General features: G+C 49.6%; 17 protein-coding genes. 12 read left to right on the forward strand and 5 right to left on the reverse strand.

The features are described from left to right. Positions 1 to 291: 291 nt before the first annotated feature. The 4 genes from AMJAP_RS00680 (at position 292) to AMJAP_RS00695 (ending at position 3371) form a co-directional block, all read left to right on the forward strand. Positions 292 to 1065, forward strand: coding sequence for an ABC transporter ATP-binding protein (locus tag AMJAP_RS00680; RefSeq protein ID WP_019621104.1), 774 nt, complete (start codon positions 292 to 294; stop codon positions 1063 to 1065). 41 nt (positions 1066 to 1106) lie between these two features. Then, positions 1107 to 1865 carry an ABC transporter substrate-binding protein gene (locus tag AMJAP_RS00685; protein WP_156815165.1) on the forward strand — a complete coding sequence of 253 codons (759 nt, stop codon included), beginning with the start codon at positions 1107 to 1109 and terminating at the stop codon, positions 1863 to 1865. 67 nt (positions 1866 to 1932) lie between these two features. After that, positions 1933 to 2625 (forward strand): ABC transporter permease, encoded by a 693-nt coding sequence (locus AMJAP_RS00690; RefSeq protein ID WP_019621102.1) that lies wholly within the window; start codon positions 1933 to 1935, stop codon positions 2623 to 2625. Continuing rightward, positions 2622 to 3371, forward strand: coding sequence for an ABC transporter permease (locus AMJAP_RS00695; protein ID WP_019621101.1), 750 nt, complete (start codon positions 2622 to 2624; stop codon positions 3369 to 3371). Before AMJAP_RS00690 ends, AMJAP_RS00695 begins: the two co-directional genes overlap by 4 nt. Here AMJAP_RS00695 and AMJAP_RS00700 read toward each other — a convergent pair whose 3' ends face one another. Continuing rightward, the gene (locus AMJAP_RS00700) at positions 3372 to 4235 is read right to left on the reverse strand and encodes an SDR family oxidoreductase (protein WP_019621100.1); all 864 of its coding nucleotides are present in this window, start codon (positions 4233 to 4235) and stop codon (positions 3372 to 3374) included. A gap of 53 nt (positions 4236 to 4288) precedes the next feature. Between AMJAP_RS00700 and AMJAP_RS00705 the strand changes: the two genes are divergently transcribed. The 4 genes from AMJAP_RS00705 to AMJAP_RS00720 are packed head-to-tail and all read left to right on the forward strand — an operon-like array spanning position 4289 to position 8842. Further along, positions 4289 to 5197 carry a hydrogen peroxide-inducible genes activator gene (locus tag AMJAP_RS00705; protein WP_019621099.1) on the forward strand — a complete coding sequence of 303 codons (909 nt, stop codon included), beginning with the start codon at positions 4289 to 4291 and terminating at the stop codon, positions 5195 to 5197. Position 5198: 1 nt separating this feature from the next. Continuing rightward, positions 5199 to 7280, forward strand: coding sequence for an ATP-dependent DNA helicase RecG (recG, locus tag AMJAP_RS00710; protein ID WP_019621098.1), 2082 nt, complete (start codon positions 5199 to 5201; stop codon positions 7278 to 7280). Between the two features lie 55 nt (positions 7281 to 7335). After that, positions 7336 to 8304, forward strand: a complete 969-nt coding sequence (locus AMJAP_RS00715; RefSeq protein ID WP_019621097.1) for a M14 family metallopeptidase — start codon at positions 7336 to 7338, stop codon at positions 8302 to 8304. A gap of 25 nt (positions 8305 to 8329) precedes the next feature. Further along, positions 8330 to 8842: a DUF501 domain-containing protein gene (locus AMJAP_RS00720; RefSeq protein ID WP_019621096.1), complete on the forward strand. Its 513-nt coding sequence runs from the start codon at positions 8330 to 8332 to the stop codon at positions 8840 to 8842. A 74-nt stretch (positions 8843 to 8916) separates the two neighbouring features. Here the strand turns inward: AMJAP_RS00720 and AMJAP_RS00725 are convergent, their stop codons facing one another. Both AMJAP_RS00725 and coaD read right to left on the reverse strand, forming a co-directional pair. Beyond that, a complete protein-coding gene (locus AMJAP_RS00725; RefSeq protein ID WP_019621095.1) occupies positions 8917 to 9162 on the reverse strand; it encodes a YfhL family 4Fe-4S dicluster ferredoxin in 246 nt (81 codons plus the stop codon). A 34-nt stretch (positions 9163 to 9196) separates the two neighbouring features. Next, complete coding sequence (coaD, locus tag AMJAP_RS00730; RefSeq protein ID WP_019621094.1) at positions 9197 to 9676, reverse strand: pantetheine-phosphate adenylyltransferase; 480 nt, start codon at positions 9674 to 9676, stop codon at positions 9197 to 9199. A 187-nt stretch (positions 9677 to 9863) separates the two neighbouring features. Between coaD and AMJAP_RS00735 the strand changes: the two genes are divergently transcribed. The 3 genes from AMJAP_RS00735 (at position 9864) to AMJAP_RS00745 (ending at position 13684) form a co-directional block, all read left to right on the forward strand. Further along, a complete protein-coding gene (locus AMJAP_RS00735; RefSeq protein ID WP_236588736.1) occupies positions 9864 to 11126 on the forward strand; it encodes a M48 family metallopeptidase in 1263 nt (420 codons plus the stop codon). Between the two features lie 372 nt (positions 11127 to 11498). Then, complete coding sequence (locus AMJAP_RS00740) at positions 11499 to 12920, forward strand: NAD-dependent succinate-semialdehyde dehydrogenase (protein ID WP_019621092.1); 1422 nt, start codon at positions 11499 to 11501, stop codon at positions 12918 to 12920. 287 nt (positions 12921 to 13207) lie between these two features. Further along, positions 13208 to 13684 carry a hypothetical protein gene (locus AMJAP_RS00745; RefSeq protein ID WP_156815144.1) on the forward strand — a complete coding sequence of 159 codons (477 nt, stop codon included), beginning with the start codon at positions 13208 to 13210 and terminating at the stop codon, positions 13682 to 13684. Positions 13685 to 13943: 259 nt separating this feature from the next. Here the strand turns inward: AMJAP_RS00745 and rsmD are convergent, their stop codons facing one another. Beyond that, positions 13944 to 14558: a 16S rRNA (guanine(966)-N(2))-methyltransferase RsmD gene (gene rsmD / locus AMJAP_RS00750; protein ID WP_019621090.1), complete on the reverse strand. Its 615-nt coding sequence runs from the start codon at positions 14556 to 14558 to the stop codon at positions 13944 to 13946. Between the two features lie 25 nt (positions 14559 to 14583). Beyond that, positions 14584 to 15822, reverse strand: coding sequence for a hypothetical protein (locus AMJAP_RS00755; RefSeq protein WP_019621089.1), 1239 nt, complete (start codon positions 15820 to 15822; stop codon positions 14584 to 14586). A 185-nt stretch (positions 15823 to 16007) separates the two neighbouring features. On the opposite strand from AMJAP_RS00755, the gene ftsY reads away from it, so the two are divergent. Continuing rightward, on the forward strand, positions 16008 to 17231 hold the full coding sequence (gene ftsY / locus AMJAP_RS00760) for a signal recognition particle-docking protein FtsY (protein ID WP_156815143.1): 1224 nt from the start codon (positions 16008 to 16010) through the stop codon (positions 17229 to 17231). The last annotated feature ends 3 nt before the right edge of the window (positions 17232 to 17234 follow it).

Below are 17234 nucleotides of genomic sequence, written 5' to 3' on the forward strand. Positions count from 1 at the left end.
GCAGGGTAATTCTGGGTAATTAAAACATAGCCCTTCGGGGCTTTTTTTGATCAGGGTTCGCTGCCCTGGTCGTTTTCCTTTTGAACATTCGGTCAATTTTAGTTTGCCTCAAACCCCTTTTTATGGGAAATTGCATTTTTGTACTCTGAGTTTCCGATAGGAAATATAAGTAACAGGGCAGCGGATCCTGCCTGTTTATGTTTGCCTCCTCATTTTTGGAGGAAAGAGTACTATCCTTCAGTTTGGTCGCTGTTATCCACGGCATAATAAGAACGAGACGGAAGCCTTAACATGGCGAATGCCAAGACAGCCCTGGTGCTGAACGATATCTACAAGTCCTACGGCGACCTTGAAGTGCTCAAGGGCGTATCTCTAACCGCTAACGACGGTGATGTTATTTCAATACTGGGCTCCAGTGGCTCGGGTAAAAGTACGCTTCTGCGTTGTATCAATCTGCTGGAAAACCCAAGCAAAGGTGAAATCATCGTTGGCGATGAGCCGTTGGCGCTAAAGCCTGGTAAAGATGGCAATCTGATCGCCGCCAATCGTAAGCAACTGGAGCAGATGCGCTCCCGTATTGGTTTTGTGTTTCAAAGCTTCAACCTCTGGCCACATAAGACTATTTTAGAGAATATTATTGAGGCGCCTGTTCAGGTGCTCAAACAGCCGAAGGCCGAGGCGATTGCCCGGGCAGAGGAACTGTTGGCAAAGGTTGGCTTGGCGGATAAGCGTAATGCATACCCGGACAACCTCTCCGGTGGTCAAAAGCAGCGTGTTGCGATAGCCCGGACTCTGGCGATGGATCCGCAGGTATTGTTGTTTGATGAGCCCACGTCGGCTCTCGATCCAGAATTGGTGAACGAAGTATTGGCGGTGATGAAAGAGTTGGCTGAGGAGGGGCGTACTATGCTGATCGTTACCCACGAGATGCGTTTTGCCCGGGATGTTTCCAGTCAGGTCGTTTTTCTTCATGAGGGGCAGGTCGAAGAGATTGGCCCTCCGGAACAAGTGTTTAATAACCCGAAATCTACCCGTGTGCAGGAATTTATGGCCAGTCACAGCTAAGATTTTATTTATTTGATGAAAAAGCTAAAGGGAAACAGATGATGAAAATTCGTAAACTCTTTGCCGCTGCCGCACTGATTGCGGGAGGTCTGATGGCCGCTCAGGTAGCGACTGCTGGTGATAAAATTCGCATTGCAACTGAAGGGGCTTATGCGCCTTTCAATATGGTTGATTCCAGCGGTGAGCTAATCGGTTTTGATGTTGAGATAGCTAAAGCGTTGTGTGCCCAGATGAAGGCTGATTGTGAGATTGTGGCACAGGACTGGGATGGCATTATTCCGGGGCTTCGTGCGCGTAAATATGACGCGATCGTGGCTTCTATGTCGATTACAGAAGAACGCATGCGTGTTGTGGATTTCTCTGAGAAGTATTACTCCAATGTGCTGGCGTTTGTTACTCCCGAAGGTAGCAATGTCACAGTGACCAAAGAGGGCCTGAAGGGTAAAACAGTAGGGGCCCAGCGTGCCACTATTGCGGGTCAGTATCTGGAAGACAACCTGGGTGATGTGGTTGATGTAAAGCTATATGACACTCAGGATAACGCTTATCTGGATCTGGCTACCGGCCGTCTCGATGCACTCCTGTCTGATAAATTCCCTGCCTACGACTGGTTGCGCACTGATGATGGTAAAGGTTTTGCTTTTAATGGTGAAGATATCGATATCAACGATGAGATCGGTATTGCTGTTCGTAAAGGTGATGCATTGAAAGATAAGTTTAGTGCTGCGATTAAAGCGATCGTTGCCGATGGAACTTACGCGAAGATTAACGAGAAATACTTTCCGTTCTCTATCTATTAATTAGTTATTTAGTCTCTGTTTAGTAATTGGGGCCGGCCTTTGGTCGGCCCGTTTTTAGGCGAATTTCATGGATCTGCAAGGCTTTGGCCATCTCCTGGTCTCTGGTACCTGGATTACCATACAACTGGCATTATCCAGTTTACTGGTAGGGTTAGTCATTGGCCTGCTGGGGGCATCGGCTAAGCTATCCAAAAATCGTCTGGCTCGTTGGCTGGGGACGGCGTATACCACGCTGGTTCGGGGTTTACCTGAGCTATTGTTGGTGCTCACTATCTATTTTGGTGGCTCTCAGTTACTGATGTGGATTGCCGGTTTTTTCGGTTATGACGAGTATATTGAGATTGGCCCTTTTGTGGCGGGCGTAGCGGCTCTGTCAATTGCCTTTGGCGCCTATGCGACTGAGGTTTTTCGCATGGCGATGATGGAGATTCCTAAAGGACAGTGGGAGTCGGGTCTGGCCTGCGGGATGAGCCCTCTGCGGACTTTCTTTCGGATTATTCTTCCGCAGGTTTGGCGGCTGGCTATACCCGGCCTGGGTAATCTGTTTCAGGTGCTGCTGAAAGATACCGCACTGGTTTCAGTGGTGGGTCTGAACGATATTATGCGCCAGTCACAGGTTGCGATCAGTGCAACTAAAGAGCCTTTTACCTTCTTCCTCGTGGCTGCATTGATCTATCTGTTACTGACAGCGGCGACCACCGGTTTTACGATGTTTATGGAACGATTGGCAAACCCCGCTGCACGGGGGCATAACTCATGAGCTGGGAATGGGATGTTATCTGGCAGTACCTTCCTCGTTTGCTTGAGGGGGCCTGGCTGACACTGGAGTTGGTGCTGGTCTCTGGACTGATCGGTATTGCTTTGGCGGTTCCCCTGGCTCTGATGAGAGCATCGTCTCACTCCTGGGTGAAAGCTTTTCCGTTTATCTATATCTACTTTTTCCGTGGTACACCGCTGCTGGTGCAGATTTTTTTAGTGTATTACGGTGCTTCTCAGTTCGAAGCAGTAAGGGAATCGATGCTCTGGCCGGTACTGAAACAACCCTACTGGTGTGCGATTATCGCTTTTAGCCTGAATACGGCAGCTTACAGTGCTGAGCTGTTTCGAAGTGCCATTCAGGCAATTCCCACAGGCGAAATAGAGGCTGCCGAAGCGATGGGCATGAGTAAGCCGGTACAAATTCGCCGTATTATAATGCCCCGGGCTTTTGGTATTGCACTGCCTGCTTACGGTAATGAAGTGATCCTGATGCTTAAGGGCAGTGCTTTGGCCAGTACGATTACCTTGTTGGATCTGACGGGTATGGCGCGGACGATTATCGCCCGGACTTATACTCCGTTAGAGATGTTTCTGGCGGCAGGTATGGTGTACCTGGCGATCAGTGCGCTGGTTATTGCGCTGTTCCGGTTTATGGAATATCGCTTTAACCGTTATCAGTACTATCATCATACGGATACTCCAGCGGATCTGGATCCACAGCTTCGAGACCCGCATATTGATAACTGATTAGCCTTTGAACTGGCTGATCAGGGGCGGATAGCCCTGCCGGAAACTGGGGTGTTTGAAGGAATAACCTGTCTCTTTGAGTCGCTTATTGTTGCAGCGTTTACTGCCGATAGTACGTCGGGCGGAGGTGTCGGTTATCTCGACGCCGAGCTGTTCAGAAAGCCAGTTGCTCACTTCGTGCAATGCCGCGGGTTCATCATCGCTGGCGAGGTAGATCGATGCCAGAGCCTGTCGTAGTGAACGTTGATATAAGTGTTCTAATACACCCACGCAATCATCCCGGTGAATTCTGTTGCTATAGCGAACCGGGTCCGATGGGTAGCCGGTGCCTCGATTGATCTGCCCGAGCATGTAGTTTCGTCCGGGACCATAAATCCCACTGAAACGCACGATAGTTGCAGGAACGCCGCTATTGAGTGCGATCCGCTCCGCTTCCAGCATAATTCTGCCTGAGAAATTTTCTGGTTGGGTCGTGGAGGTCTCATCGACCCACTCATGGTGTTCTTGATGGTAAACCGCGGTGCTGGAAACGAAGAAGAGTTGACGTAGCGTTATGCCCTGTTGTTGCAACGCGTTGAGTAGGTTGTTCAGGCCTTCCGGATACGCTGCGCGATAGACGGACTCATCCCGGGTACCTGCAGCCACCGCGTAGAACAGAGTATCTATCTGTTGCGGCAAATTAATAAGCGTGTCAGGCTGACTCAGATCAGCGCTAATTCCTTGGATACCGGGGGGAAGCTGGTTTATATTACGACGGAGGCCAAAGACCGGGTATCCCTGCGTGATCAGATTAAGGCCAAGCTGGCTGCCGATATCACCGCAACCGGCGATTAGAATCTGATCCCTGTTTAACGTATGGCTCAATGTACTTATCCTGTTTCAGGTTGAGTTAGCATCATAACAAAGGAAAGCTGCGAATGACTCTCACTGAGTTGCGTTACATCGTTACTCTCGCCCAGGAACAACACTTTGGCCGCGCTGCTGAGCGTTGTTTTGTCAGCCAGCCAACCCTGAGCATAGCGGTGAAAAAACTGGAGGAGGAGCTGGGTACTGCGCTGTTTGAGCGAAGTAAACATGCGGTACGCGTGACCCCTGTTGGCCAGAAAGTTGTTCGCCAGGCACAGACGGTGCTGGAACAGGCTGAATCGATTAAAGATCTTGCTCAGGAAGGCAAGGACCAGTTGGCCAGCCCGTTGCGGGTGGGTGCCATTTATACTATCGGGCCTTATCTTTTTCCTCACCTGGTGCCTGAATTGCAAAAGCGGGCACCTAAAATGCCACTTTATATCGAAGAGAATTTTACTGATAACCTGCGCCCTAAAATCCGCAATGGTGAGCTGGATGCGATTATAGTTGCGTTGCCCTTCGATGAACCAGATATTCTGACCCGTCCACTCTATGAAGAACCGTTTAAAATGTTGCTGCCAAAGGACCATCCTCTGGCCAATAAGGATCAGATAGACAGTCAGACGCTGCATGAACAGGATCTCTTACTTCTGGGTGAAGGGCATTGCTTCCGTGACCAGGTGCTGGAGGCCTGCCCGACTTTGTCAGGTAATGCGTCGGACCGACATACTGTAACCGAGGGGAGTTCGCTTGAGACTATTCGCATGATGGTAGCTTCCGGACTTGGAGCCAGTGTCATTCCGCAGTCTGCCACCGGGGGATATTATCGTTCCGATATGGTGGTTACTAAACCGTTTAAGGCACCGCCTCCGGTCCGCACAGTGGGGCTGGCCTGGCGGGCTAGCTTCCCTCGTCCGCAGGCGATTGACCTGTTGATAGAATCGTTGAATAGTTGTCCGATACTCGAAAACGAAGACTGATATGAACCGAATGGTCCTTGCGCAACTTCCGGTGACTGACTTGAAAGGAGTCGGAGCGGCGCTGGCACAAAAGTTGAGCAAACTGGAAATTTTCAGTTTACAGGATCTGCTATTTCATCTGCCTTCACGGTATCAGGATCGTACCCGGATTATGCCTATCGGGTCGTTGCGTCCCGGTGTTGAAGGGGTGATCGAAGGGGAGATAAAAGGGGCGGATATTTCCATGGGCCGTCGTCGTAGCCTGGTCTGTCGACTGCAGGATGGTACCGGCACGATTACCCTGCGTTTTTTCCACTTTTCAGCCGCCCAGAAAAATAATCTTAAAACGGGCACCCGTATTCGCTGTTTTGGTGAAATACGCACCGGGGCGAGTGGGTTGGAACTCTATCATCCTGAGTATCGGCGCGTTGATGAGGCAGAAGCGGCACCCGTTGAGGAGTCTCTGACGCCGATATATCCGACCACAGAGGGGCTGAATCAGGGGCGTTTGCGGGCATTGACGGATGGTGCACTGGCTTACCTTGCGGATGGTTCTCTGACTGAACTGATACCCGAGCCGCTGCGACAACAGTGGCAGTTGCCGCCTTTAAATGATGCCGTACACTATCTGCACCGTCCGCCTGTAGACGCAAACCAGACGCAGTTATTGGAGGGGTATCATCCTGCGCAGCGGCGCCTGGCGTTCGAAGAATTACTGGCACATCACCTCTCTCTTCTGAAACTGCGTCAGCGTACCCGGCAACAGGGCGCCCCGGTATTAATCGCAACTGATCAGTATCAGAAGGCTTTTTTGCATAACCTGCCTTTCCCTCTGACGGGTGCGCAGCAGCGGGTTAGTCATGAAATTAGTGCTGATCTTGCTGAGCCCTTTCCCATGCTGCGATTGGTGCAGGGGGATGTTGGTTCAGGTAAAACGGTAGTGGCCGCTCTGGCGGCACTCCAGGCGGTTGAGGGTGGTTTTCAGGCGGCCGTGATGGCGCCTACTGAAATTCTGGCCGAGCAGCACTTCATCAACTTTGGCAACTGGTTGGAACCGTTGGGTTTAAAAGTTGCCTGGCTGGCGGGCAAACTGAAAGGTAAGAAACGGCAGGAGCAACTGCAGGCTATGGCTGACGGTTCCGCCCATGTTGTGGTTGGTACCCATGCGCTGTTTCAGGATGAGGTTGTCTTTGCCAACCTGGGGTTGGTTGTTGTGGATGAGCAGCATCGCTTTGGCGTGCACCAGCGCCTGGCACTCCGGGAGAAAGGACGGACAGACCATCGTTCGCCCCATCAATTGATTATGACCGCAACGCCTATTCCCCGCACACTGACTATGAGCGCTTATGCTGATCTGGATTGTTCGATCATTGATGAGTTACCACCAGGCCGGACACCGGTTAATACGGTAGTGATATCAGACCAACGACGTCCGGAGGTTGTGCAGCGGGTTCAGGATGCCTGTGGACAGGGACGGCAAGTGTATTGGGTCTGCACACTGATAGAAGAGTCGGAAGCGTTGCAGTGTCAGGCGGCAGAAGTGACTGCCGAAGCCTTACGGGAAGCGTTGCCAGAACTGCGTATCGGTTTAATTCATGGGCGGATGAAACCCGCCGAAAAAGCCGGGATTATGGCCAGCTATAAAGCCGCTGAGCTGGATTTGCTCGTGGCGACAACGGTGATTGAGGTGGGGGTCGATGTGCCGAACGCCTCGGTGATGATTATCGAGAATCCAGAGCGTCTGGGGTTGGCTCAGTTACACCAATTGCGCGGCCGGGTTGGGCGTGGATCGGTCGAGAGTTTCTGTCTGCTGATGTATCATGCGCCTCTTTCTCAACAGGGGCGAGAACGACTGGGCGTTATGCGAGAAACGACGGATGGCTTTCGTATCGCTGAAAAAGATTTGGAATTGCGTGGGCCGGGTGAGGTGCTGGGTACCCGGCAGACTGGCATGATCTCTTTTAAAGTGGCTGATTTACAGCGGGATGCGGATCTGCTGACTCGGGTTAAACAAGTTGCCAGCCAGATAGCGATTGACCCGCAGTTGAGTGATGCAATCATTCAGCGCTGGCTGGGGCGGGATGAGAAGTATGCGGCAGTTTAAGGCTGCTGTTAACTGTTTGAACATTTAAATTATTGTTTCATTGTAAGAGTTTGCTATGTCTGTGCCCCCATGTCGTTTTTCTATTGCTGAGTCTGACTCGCCTGTTGAGTTGTTGCCCCGGGATCTGAGTGCCTGGCGGCAGGGCAATTGTGGCGTCGACTACGTACACCGGCTTGAGTCGGGTGTAGCCGGCCCGGAGCTGGTTATCCAGGCGTTGACCCACGGAAATGAAATTTGTGGCGCTAACGCCTTGTTGTGGCTGCTGGAAAGGGGTGTCCGTCCGGTTAAAGGGTCACTGACACTGATCTTTGCTAACGTCGAGGCTTATAATGCTTTTGACCCGCAACGTCCTTTTGCCAGTCGCTGCCTCGATGAAGACATGAATCGGGTCTGGCATGCGTCGCGGCTTACCCAGCCGGATACTCATGAAGCTCGACGGGCGATTGAACTACTGCCGTTCATCGAAAATGCAGATAGTCTGCTGGATCTTCATTCCACAACTTTTGCTGTTGCGCCGATGTTGATCTACCCGAACAACGAATGTAATCGGCGATTTGCCGATCAGTTGGCATTTCCTTTTCCTCATCTCTTATATGATTTGGGCCAGTATCACACCGGGATGCTGATCTCTGAGCATGAGCGTCATAGTGATGGCGGATTCTCACTGGTAGCTGAATGTGGTCAGCATTTTGCTGAGTCGACCAGCCGGCAAGCTCTGGCAATCACGCTGCGGTTTCTTAAACTACACGATATGCTTGATGAAGCCGTTGAACTGACTGACTGGGGGTATCTGCCTGATAGCACCGCAGGGCATTACAGAATCGACCGGGTACTTAAGGCGGAAAGTGAACGTTTTCGGTTTGTTGAGCCCTTTAATGGATTTGAGCGATTTAATAAAGGTGAATTGATTGCCACCGATGATCAGGTGTTGGTCGCAGCCCCATTCGACAACTGTGCCTTGATTATGCCCGCCCGGGTACCGATTGTCGGGGAAGAGGTGGTTACTTTGGCAGAGTGTCTCTGAAAATAATTGCGGATAAGAACTTAAAATGACGATAACAGAGCAGCAGTTTGAATTGATTGAAACACAGCTGGGACGAAAGCCCCGGGGGCTGGTTGATATCGCCTGGCAAAACAAGCAGGGAGTTCCTGCTGTGTTACAGATGCGCTCTTTGGTAGATGATCAGCCTTTTCCGACCTTATATTGGCTTAGTTCTAAAGATCTTTATCAAGCGATCGCTGAGATAGAGACTGGCGGAGAAGTAAAACGTATAGAGCTGCAAATTGAAACCGATGATGATCTGCGGGCGAACCATCTGGCAGACCAGCAGCGCTATGTTGATCTGCGCTGGAAGATGATGGCTGAGAATGATCGTCGGAGAATAGAAGAGCTGGGCTTTACTGAGTTGTTCAATTGTTATGGTATCGGTGGGATCAGACACTGGGATAAGGTGCGCTGCCTGCACATGCAGTATGCCTATCATTTAGCTGTAGGGGGGACAGCGATAGGTTGTTTGCTGGATGAACGATACGCTTTGAAAGAGCTGGAACTCTCTCTTTAACCGCTGAGTACGAGTCATAAAAAAGCAGGCATATAGCCTGCTTTTTAATTAGTTAGTGCAATGGAGGCTGCTTACTAACCGGTTAGCTTATGGTATTTATCCATCAGCTGTTCTTCATTTTCTACGTGGTCCGGATCCTTAGGGATACAGTCTACCGGGCAAACTTCAACACACTGTGGCGTGTCGTAGTGACCGATACACTCAGTACATTTAGCTGGATCGATCTCGTAGATCTCATCTCCCGGAGTGATCGCCTCATTCGGGCATTCCGGCTCACATACGTCACAGTTAATGCATTCATCTGTGATAATTAATGCCATTGTGGCTACCTCACTGGGTCATAAATACTAAAAATTAGTGTCCGAAATGATCTTGCAGTACTCGGTGAACTGCAGGATGCACAAATTGTTCTACATCGCCTTGCAGACTCGCAATTTCACGAATCAGGGTCGATGATATGAATGACAGATCTTCAGCCGGCGTCAGAAAAATACTTTCCGCTGTTGGCGCCAGCTTGCGATTCATATTGGCGAGTTGAAACTCATATTCAAAATCAGAAACTGCACGCAGTCCTCGCAGGATGATATTGGCATCATGTTGAGCTACCAAGTCAGCCAGCAGGCAGTTAAAGCCAATGACTTCAACGTTATCCAGGTGTGCTGTTACCGTTTCTACCAGTTCTACCCTTTGCTCCAAGTTCAACAAAGGAGCTTTTTTGGGGCTGGCAGCAATAGCAACGATAACTTTATCGAACAGCTTAGAAGCACGTGCGACTAAGTCTGCGTGACCATTGGTGATGGGGTCAAATGTACCCGGGTATACTGCAATGTTCATTATGAGTTTACGTCTACTCTGCATGTATGAATATTAGCAAATCCGCAAGTGCGCGATATTAGCTGAAATAGAAGGCTATCACAAATACAATAATGGAATGTATTGATCTTGTTCGGTTATAAGAAGTATTTTTTTAATTACATTATAGAATATAAGTGGTGTTTTTGATGGCTAGGGAGGTGGTTAGATGAAGCTTCAACAGCGAGTATCCATGTTACTGATTGTGCTTGGTGTCACTGTTCTGAGTGGTTGTCAGACGTTGCAGAGCCTTGATAAGGGGCTATACAACGTTGCAGAGTCGATCAGTGAAACCGATAGAGTGACCGGGCAGCGTACCTTGAGTGCGGCTGATCGTAGTGCTCAAATTCGCCAGGGCAATGCTGCTGTCGAACAGATGTTGGTCACAGAGAAAAAAGCGGGCCGAAAAATTAATGCAGCACTTGATCGCAAGCAGTATCAGCGTCTTGTCCGTATTTTTGATCGAATTCATCAGGTAAGCCATTTGAGTAAAGAACGCTGGCAGCCAGTTTTGATTGACCGGAATTCATTTAATGCCTTTACCACCGGAGGTACTTATATTGTGGTGCACAGTGGTTTGATGCGACAACTAAATGATGCCGAAGTTGCTGCGGTAGTCGGGCATGAGATCGCCCATACCGTCGCGAATCATGTAGGTGAGCGGCAGACGACACAACAATTGAGTTTACTGGCTTCCAGCGCGGCTCGTCAGAAAGGTTATCAGGCCGCTTACACACATGAGCTGGAGCGAGAAGCGGATCGTATCGGTGTTTTGTATAGTGCACTGTCGGGCTTTGATCCCTACGCAGCGACTAAAATCTGGCAGCGTCAGTATCAGCAAGAGGGCAATGCTCGTAGTTTGTTCGCTCATGATCATCCTGTGAATGCCGAGCGGGCGGCTGAAACTAAAGTGTTGGCTAATAAGGTTAAACAGTATTATCAACCAGGTCGGATTAACCCCAACGCCGCAGTGCTCAGAGATAATAACAGCCTGTGGCGAAAACGAGATAACCGTGATGCCGCTACCGCTGGTGAAGGCGGCGGTGTTTCTGCAATTTTATCCACAGCGTTAGGGGCTTATGTCGGGCATCAGCAGGCAAAACAGGAAGCTGTACGCCAGTCTCAACATGCCCAGTTTGTCCAGGCTGTGGAAAAGTACATGAAACTTGAGCAGCAAAAAAGAGCCTCGAATACCAGTTGGGCAACCCGCTGGCGCTATTCAGGTAACCGGGCCCTTAGAGGTGTTGTTATGGGCTTTCTGGCGCAGGACAGTAAAGGAAAGGTTCATCGTTATGTTGCCCACCAGCCAGGCGTCGTCCGTCCGGGACAGCGTTTCGATGTGACGTTTGTTATGAAGGATGGCGTAACTTTGAAGCAGCTAGAAAAGATGAAGGCCCGGTATTATGTTGATGATGCGCTGCCGGCTAATTAAGAACAGTTTTTACATTAATGTAAGAAGCAGGTTGGCGTAGCAGCAGGAATGCTGTTTCGCTGCTTGCCAGAACATTACTGCGCTATATTACACCTATAGATAAATAGTAACTCCTGCCCGCCTGATAGTGACCGTTCAGGTCAAGCGCGATGTACTCCGGTCTTAACATGAGTGTTGTCACGTTATTATTTTCGAATAACTAAGGGTAAACCCTTAGTTTTAGTTGATCTCCCTCAATAGATACGACAGACTAGCCTCAATCTAACAGGGCCTGTCTGAGGCGAACTTAACGTTTGCCGGCGATGAAGTGTCTATTTATTTTTCTGCCTGACCCGTGCTTGATCGGGCAGGTAAGCGGGAAGGGGATCTCTTATGTTTATCAATGGTGAGTGGATTAAAGCGGATAACACCTTCGCAGTGTACAACCCGGCAACCGGTGAGGAGATTGCTCAGGTCGCGGATGGCACGCGGGCGGATACCAGACAGGCGATTGATGCAGCATCTGCGGCGCTACCGGGGTGGTCTGCGCTGACTAACTATCAGCGTTCCGACTATCTGCGTCGCGCTTACGGTCTGATGATTGAACGTAAGAAAGAACTGGCGGCCTTGATGACTAAAGAGCAGGGTAAGCCGTTCAAGGCGGCAATGGCCGAAGTGCAGTATGGTGCGGACTACCTGCTCTGGTTTGCTGAGGAGGTGAAGCGTACCTACGGTGAAACGATTCCCTCTGCGCGTCCGGATCAGCGCTTTCTTGTCCAGCATATGCCGATCGGTGTGGTCGGGGCTGTCACCCCCTGGAATTACCCAGTCTCCATGATTACCCGTAAAGTGGCACCGGCAATTGCGGCGGGCTGCACTATTGTACTGAAACCGGCAGAAGCGACGCCGCTGTGCGCCATGGCTATCTTTGAAATACTGGAAGAGGCGGGTATTCCGGCGGGGGTGATTAACCTGGTAACTACTAATGATCCAGTGCCGGTAGGTGAAGAGCTTTGTACCAATCCGGTTGTGCGTAAGCTGACTTTTACCGGTTCCACAGCGGTCGGCAAAAAATTAGCGCAGGATGCCGCGCCACAACTAAAACGGGTCTCTATGGAACTGGGTGGTCATGCGCCATTCATCGTGTTTGAAGATGCTGATCCGGTGCATGCGGCTAAAGGCGCGTCACTGGTGAAGTTTCTCAATACCGGACAGGCTTGTATCAGCCCGAATCGTATTTTTGTGCAGCGCTCGATTCTGGAGCCTTTTTTGGCGGAGTTTGAAAACCGCGTAAGCAAGATGAAAGCGGGTAATGGTATGGAACCGGGGGTAAATATAGGTCCACTGGTGAATGATGCAGCGATTAGTAAGGTTAATAATCAGGTTGTGGATGCTGTAGATCGTGGCGCTAAACTGCATGCCGGCGGTCAGGTACTGCGAGACGGCGAGCTGGGTCAGGGTAACTTTTATGCACCCACCTTGCTCAGCGGTGTGACCGAAGAGATGTTGATCTATCGCGAAGAGACGTTTGGTCCGGTGGCAGCGGTGATTCCATTCGATACCCAGGAAGAAGTGCTGGCGATGGCGAATGATACTAACTATGGCCTGGCGGCTTACATCTATACCCAGAACATTTCACGCGCGATGCGTGTCTTTGAAGGGCTGCAATTCGGTATGGTGGGGATTAATGATATTAACCCAACCAGCGCGGCAGCGCCGTTTGGCGGTATGAAGGAGAGCGGTCTGGGTCGTGAAGGTGCGCGTGAGGGCCTGATGGAGTATTACGAAACTAAGCTGGCGGGGATCTCAATCTAACCGACTTGTTTTCATTTGATCGTTTTTTAAGCCAGCAATGTCGACGGAAGCGGCTAGAACGCTGCTTCGCAGCTCGCTAGTGGCTAGACGTAAAACTTCGTTTTACTTGCTAGATAAAAGCATTAAACCCAATGTTCCCGCTTTTCAAAAAAGCCTGCTTTCGACCCAAAGCGGACATTATTGAAACATATTAACTAGCAGGAGAATGTCGTTACTCAGTTCACTGGAAAATTGCTACAGAGTTGAATATTCTTCTCTGATACAACAAGGTGGTTGGACTAATGATATTGGACAAAGCAATTACGCGCATTCTAAGAATAATCAACATAACGCTTATCACGGTATTCATTGCAGGCTGTTTTTCTGATGATAATGAATATATCTCAGTTCCAGTCTTAAGTGAGTGCGAAGAGTTTTCGGAAAGCTTAATTAGCAAGATAGAGGCTAAAGGTGATTATCGTGTAGAGTTGCGCAAGTTTTATCGAAAGCCTGTCTCTCACAGTGAACTGTATGGCTACCTAAACATATATACAGGTTCAAAAAAGATAAGCAGTTTTCTAAGACAGGATTTGATCACTTTTGAAGCGTATTGCTATGCGGATACGGAAATTGCTTCTTATTACAGTGTAATTCCTCAAGAGGTGTCGGACGTAATTGAAAAAAGGGTAAGTGGATCCTATAGAGAAGATGGCGTGTATATAAAGGTTGATGGTGATGAGTTGTATATTTACTTAAATAAGCTAGATTCTTCTGATTACAGGTGAAGGTAAAATAGAGCCGTTATCTGGTTGAATGATCACAGTTATTAAAATGATTACGTCCGCTTTTGGCACAAAGGAGGCATTTAAAAGAAGGTGAGTCACTCTTTTTCTAGCCACTAGCAAGTTCCGAAGCAACATCTAGCTACTAAAGCTAGTCCGCTCCTGGCACAAAGCAGAAGCTCTAACTGCTATTTTTTCGGTGTTTTTTCTAGCAAGGAAGCGAAGCTTCCGTCTAACAACTAGCTAGCCGCGAAGCTGCGTTCTAGCAACTCCTTCGTTGATATAACCGATAAGTTACCTGACCTGCTGTTTTTTCCCGATAAAGCTCCCAGTTATCCGGGACCTGCAGGTCGGCCATCTCTTTCTCAGTTTCAACGTAGATCATTGCGTTATCTGCCAGCATTTTTTTTTGTTCCAGCAATAAGCAGCATAGGGGTGCCAGATCTTTGTTGAATGGTGGATCCATAAAGACGATATCGTACTGGATCTCCAGATCACCGCTACGTGCTTCTAACCAATTTACGACGGAACCTGTGACCAGCTCTGCGTGTTGAGATTTCAGTTCCTGGATATTCTGCCGCAGCTGGTGGATAACTTCGGCAGAGTTGTCGATCATGGTTACGTGGATCGCGCCTCGGGAAAGCGCTTCGAAACCCAGTGCGCCACTGCCGCTGAACATATCCAGGCAACGTCCGCCAGGGACGTAGGCAGACAGCCAGTTGAACAGGGTTTCTCTGACTCGGTCCGGCGTAGGGCGAAGTCCTTCAATTTCAGGGAAATTGAGTTTTCGTCCGCGCCACTCACCGCCAATAATGCGGACTTGTTGATTGCCAGAGCTGACTTTTTGAGTAGGACGCTGAGGACGACGTCGTGCCATGTGAGTTCCTTAAAATGTGTAGAGATCAATATGCCGGTAGTAACAACTGGTACTGATTTGGGCCGGTCAGGAGCTGGGTAATCAGCTCTCTGACATGTTGATTGTCTGTCCGGGTCAGTTGCTTCTCAAAACTAGCCAGATAATCCACTGGAAGCTGATAGAAAGCAATAGTGTCCAGTAGACCTAGTTGTGCATCGGTCTGTTCCATCTGCTGTTTATAGTTATCTTGCAACTGGGTGCGTGTGGCGTCGATTAAACGATCATCGAGCTGGCCCAGTACGGATTGCATTATTGGGGTTATCCGGGAGTCTGCAGAGATCTTCGAACCGTGCAGGATAATAGCCAGATAGCCTTGCTTGTCTAATGACTTCCAGAGTAGGCGAGATTCAGGTACTCCGGGCTGGTTTAACAGTTGCTGCAAGGTTCTGACAGCAAGTAACTCCAGGGCAAAGTTTTCCTGTTGGCGTCCTGGCAGTGCTTGTCCGGTGAGTAAGTAGCTTTGTTTGCCTGTGGGTTTTAACTGTTGAAATTCAGGTGAAATAGCGGTGGTTAGCAGGTTTGAACCGGATTGGTAGCCGGGCAGCAGGCTGCTTAGTAATTGTGGCAGAGTTTCCAGCTCAGGGCCTTGCAGAGTGAGGGTGAGTGTAGTCGGGCTAATGCTGTTTCGATAAAAGCCAGAGAAGCGCTGTATCGGGTGTACCGAAGTCGGGCCTGCTATCTGGTTGAAGAACTGGTTCAGAAGTTGATTCTCCGGATCTTTCTGACTCAGATACAGTTCCGCTTCAAGCCGGTTCCAGCGTTGTTCAAGGGTTTCCGGTGGAGCGAATTCCTGAAGCTGCTGAAGCAGGGATCTTGTTACTTTTAATATATCCTGGGGCTGCGCGTTGTATTTTGCCGGTATCGCGAGGCTTATTTTGATCCTGTCAGGTGTGGCTTCTGCCTTTAAATGGGCTTCCAAGCGGGTGAATAACGGTTGCTCGGCGAAATTATTGAGTCGTTGCTGGATTGTCTGCAGCAGCAGCGTTTGCAGTAATTGTTCTTCATTGCTGATCGCTGCGCCGGTACGGAACAGCAGTCCAATTTGTAGGTAGGTGGCGTCATTTTGCTGGGTAGAGTAGAGCGGGCTATTTTCATATCGATCAATTGTGAGGTAATCCGGGCTACGGTTCTGTCCCGCAGTCAGTAGCACGATAGCGATAGCGATAACCCAAATGATTATCTTCAGATAGGTGCGGTTGAAGAGTGGAGATTTACTTTCTGCCATCAGTTGTTCCTGGTCATTTCCTAGCCGGTTTTCAGTGCCCCAGATGGACTTTCCTATGGTAAGATAATCCGCCTAACTGAAACATACAGGACGACTCGCAGATGGAACAGGGATCTCCCTGTTTTTTTGCACCTTTTGAGCCTGACAGCGGATAGCGATGAAGCATGTTTAAGAAGCTTAAATCAATGTTTAACTCTGAGCAGAGCGATGCTCAGAATACACCTGCAGATGAGCAGGATAGCCCGGTTGTTGAATCAAATCAGCCTGAGCCTGAGGCGCCGGTAGAAGAGCCCGTTGAGGCATTAGCGCAGGAGCCTGTTCAAGAAGTAACCCCTGCCGTAACTGAGACGCCTGTAGAGGTCGTAGCTGACAGCCCAGTTGCGATGGAAGAAACGTCAGAACCTGAAGCAGACGGCCTGGGTGTTAAAGAAGAGACGGTTGCTGAAGAGTCTGCCAGTCTCCCAGATCCCGTGACCGATGAGCCGGAGCAAAAGAAGGGCTTTTTTGGACGGATAAAAGCTGGACTAAGTCGCACTAAAGCAAATCTGGCAGAAGGGCTGGGGGATCTGTTTCTTGGAGCCAAAGAAATTGATGATGATCTTTTAGAAGAGATCGAAACTCAGTTGCTGATGGCCGATGTTGGTATGGAAGCAACTACGGACATTATTGCTAAACTCACCGACCGGGTGAGTCGTAAACAATTGGCAGACGCGGATGCTCTCTATAGCTCTTTAAAAGAGGAACTGGCGCTTTTGCTTGAAGGGGCTGAACAACCGCTGGATCTCGATCGCAGTAAAGGGCCTTTTGTACTATTGATGGTGGGTGTAAACGGTGTTGGTAAAACCACGACGATTGGCAAGTTAGCGAAGAAGTACCAGGCGGAAGGTAAGTCGGTTATGCTGGCGGCGGGTGATACTTTCCGGGCTGCAGCTGTGGAGCAATTACAGGTTTGGGGCGATCGCAACAATGTACCTGTTGTAGCGCAGCACACCGGTGCGGATTCAGCGTCTGTTCTTTTTGATGCGCTGCAGTCGGCACAGGCAAAAAATGTTGATGTGTTAATCGCGGATACTGCTGGCCGGTTACAGAATAAAGATCACCTGATGCAGGAACTTGAAAAAGTAGTTCGGGTAATGAAGAAGCTAGACCCGGAAGCGCCCCATGAGGTGATGTTGGTATTGGATGCTGGTACCGGCCAGAACGCAATGAGTCAGGCAAAATTGTTTAAAGAAGCGGTTGGCGTCAGTGGTATTAGTCTGACTAAGCTGGACGGCACTGCTAAAGGCGGTATTATCTTTGCTATTGCTAAACAACTGGATCTGCCTATTCGTTACATCGGTGTAGGGGAACAGATTGATGATCTGAGGCCGTTTAAGGCGAAAGAGTTCGTCTCTGCCCTGTTTGACTGAGGT

Origin of the sequence: Amphritea japonica ATCC BAA-1530 (assembly GCF_016592435.1) — a bacterium.
Taxonomy (GTDB): Bacteria; Pseudomonadota; Gammaproteobacteria; order Pseudomonadales; family Balneatricaceae; genus Amphritea; species Amphritea japonica.

Bases quoted from the DNA above. Each gene is read 5' to 3' on its own strand.
- AMJAP_RS00680 (WP_019621104.1), top strand. From the start codon at position 292: ATGGCGAATGCCAAGACAGCCCTGGTGCTGAACGATATCTACAAGTCC.
- AMJAP_RS00685 (WP_156815165.1), top strand. From the start codon at position 1,107: ATGAAAATTCGTAAACTCTTTGCCGCTGCCGCACTGATTGCGGGAGGT.
- AMJAP_RS00690 (WP_019621102.1), top strand. From the start codon at position 1,933: ATGGATCTGCAAGGCTTTGGCCATCTCCTGGTCTCTGGTACCTGGATT.
- AMJAP_RS00695 (WP_019621101.1), top strand. From the start codon at position 2,622: ATGAGCTGGGAATGGGATGTTATCTGGCAGTACCTTCCTCGTTTGCTT.
- AMJAP_RS00705 (WP_019621099.1), top strand. From the start codon at position 4,289: ATGACTCTCACTGAGTTGCGTTACATCGTTACTCTCGCCCAGGAACAA.
- recG (WP_019621098.1), top strand. From the start codon at position 5,199: ATGAACCGAATGGTCCTTGCGCAACTTCCGGTGACTGACTTGAAAGGA.
- AMJAP_RS00715 (WP_019621097.1), top strand. From the start codon at position 7,336: ATGTCTGTGCCCCCATGTCGTTTTTCTATTGCTGAGTCTGACTCGCCT.
- AMJAP_RS00720 (WP_019621096.1), top strand. From the start codon at position 8,330: ATGACGATAACAGAGCAGCAGTTTGAATTGATTGAAACACAGCTGGGA.
- AMJAP_RS00725 (WP_019621095.1), bottom strand. From the start codon at position 9,162: ATGGCATTAATTATCACAGATGAATGCATTAACTGTGACGTATGTGAG.
- coaD (WP_019621094.1), bottom strand. From the start codon at position 9,676: ATGAACATTGCAGTATACCCGGGTACATTTGACCCCATCACCAATGGT.
- AMJAP_RS00735 (WP_236588736.1), top strand. From the start codon at position 9,864: ATGAAGCTTCAACAGCGAGTATCCATGTTACTGATTGTGCTTGGTGTC.
- AMJAP_RS00740 (WP_019621092.1), top strand. From the start codon at position 11,499: ATGTTTATCAATGGTGAGTGGATTAAAGCGGATAACACCTTCGCAGTG.
- rsmD (WP_019621090.1), bottom strand. From the start codon at position 14,558: ATGGCACGACGTCGTCCTCAGCGTCCTACTCAAAAAGTCAGCTCTGGC.
- AMJAP_RS00755 (WP_019621089.1), bottom strand. From the start codon at position 15,822: ATGGCAGAAAGTAAATCTCCACTCTTCAACCGCACCTATCTGAAGATA.
- ftsY (WP_156815143.1), top strand. From the start codon at position 16,008: ATGTTTAACTCTGAGCAGAGCGATGCTCAGAATACACCTGCAGATGAG.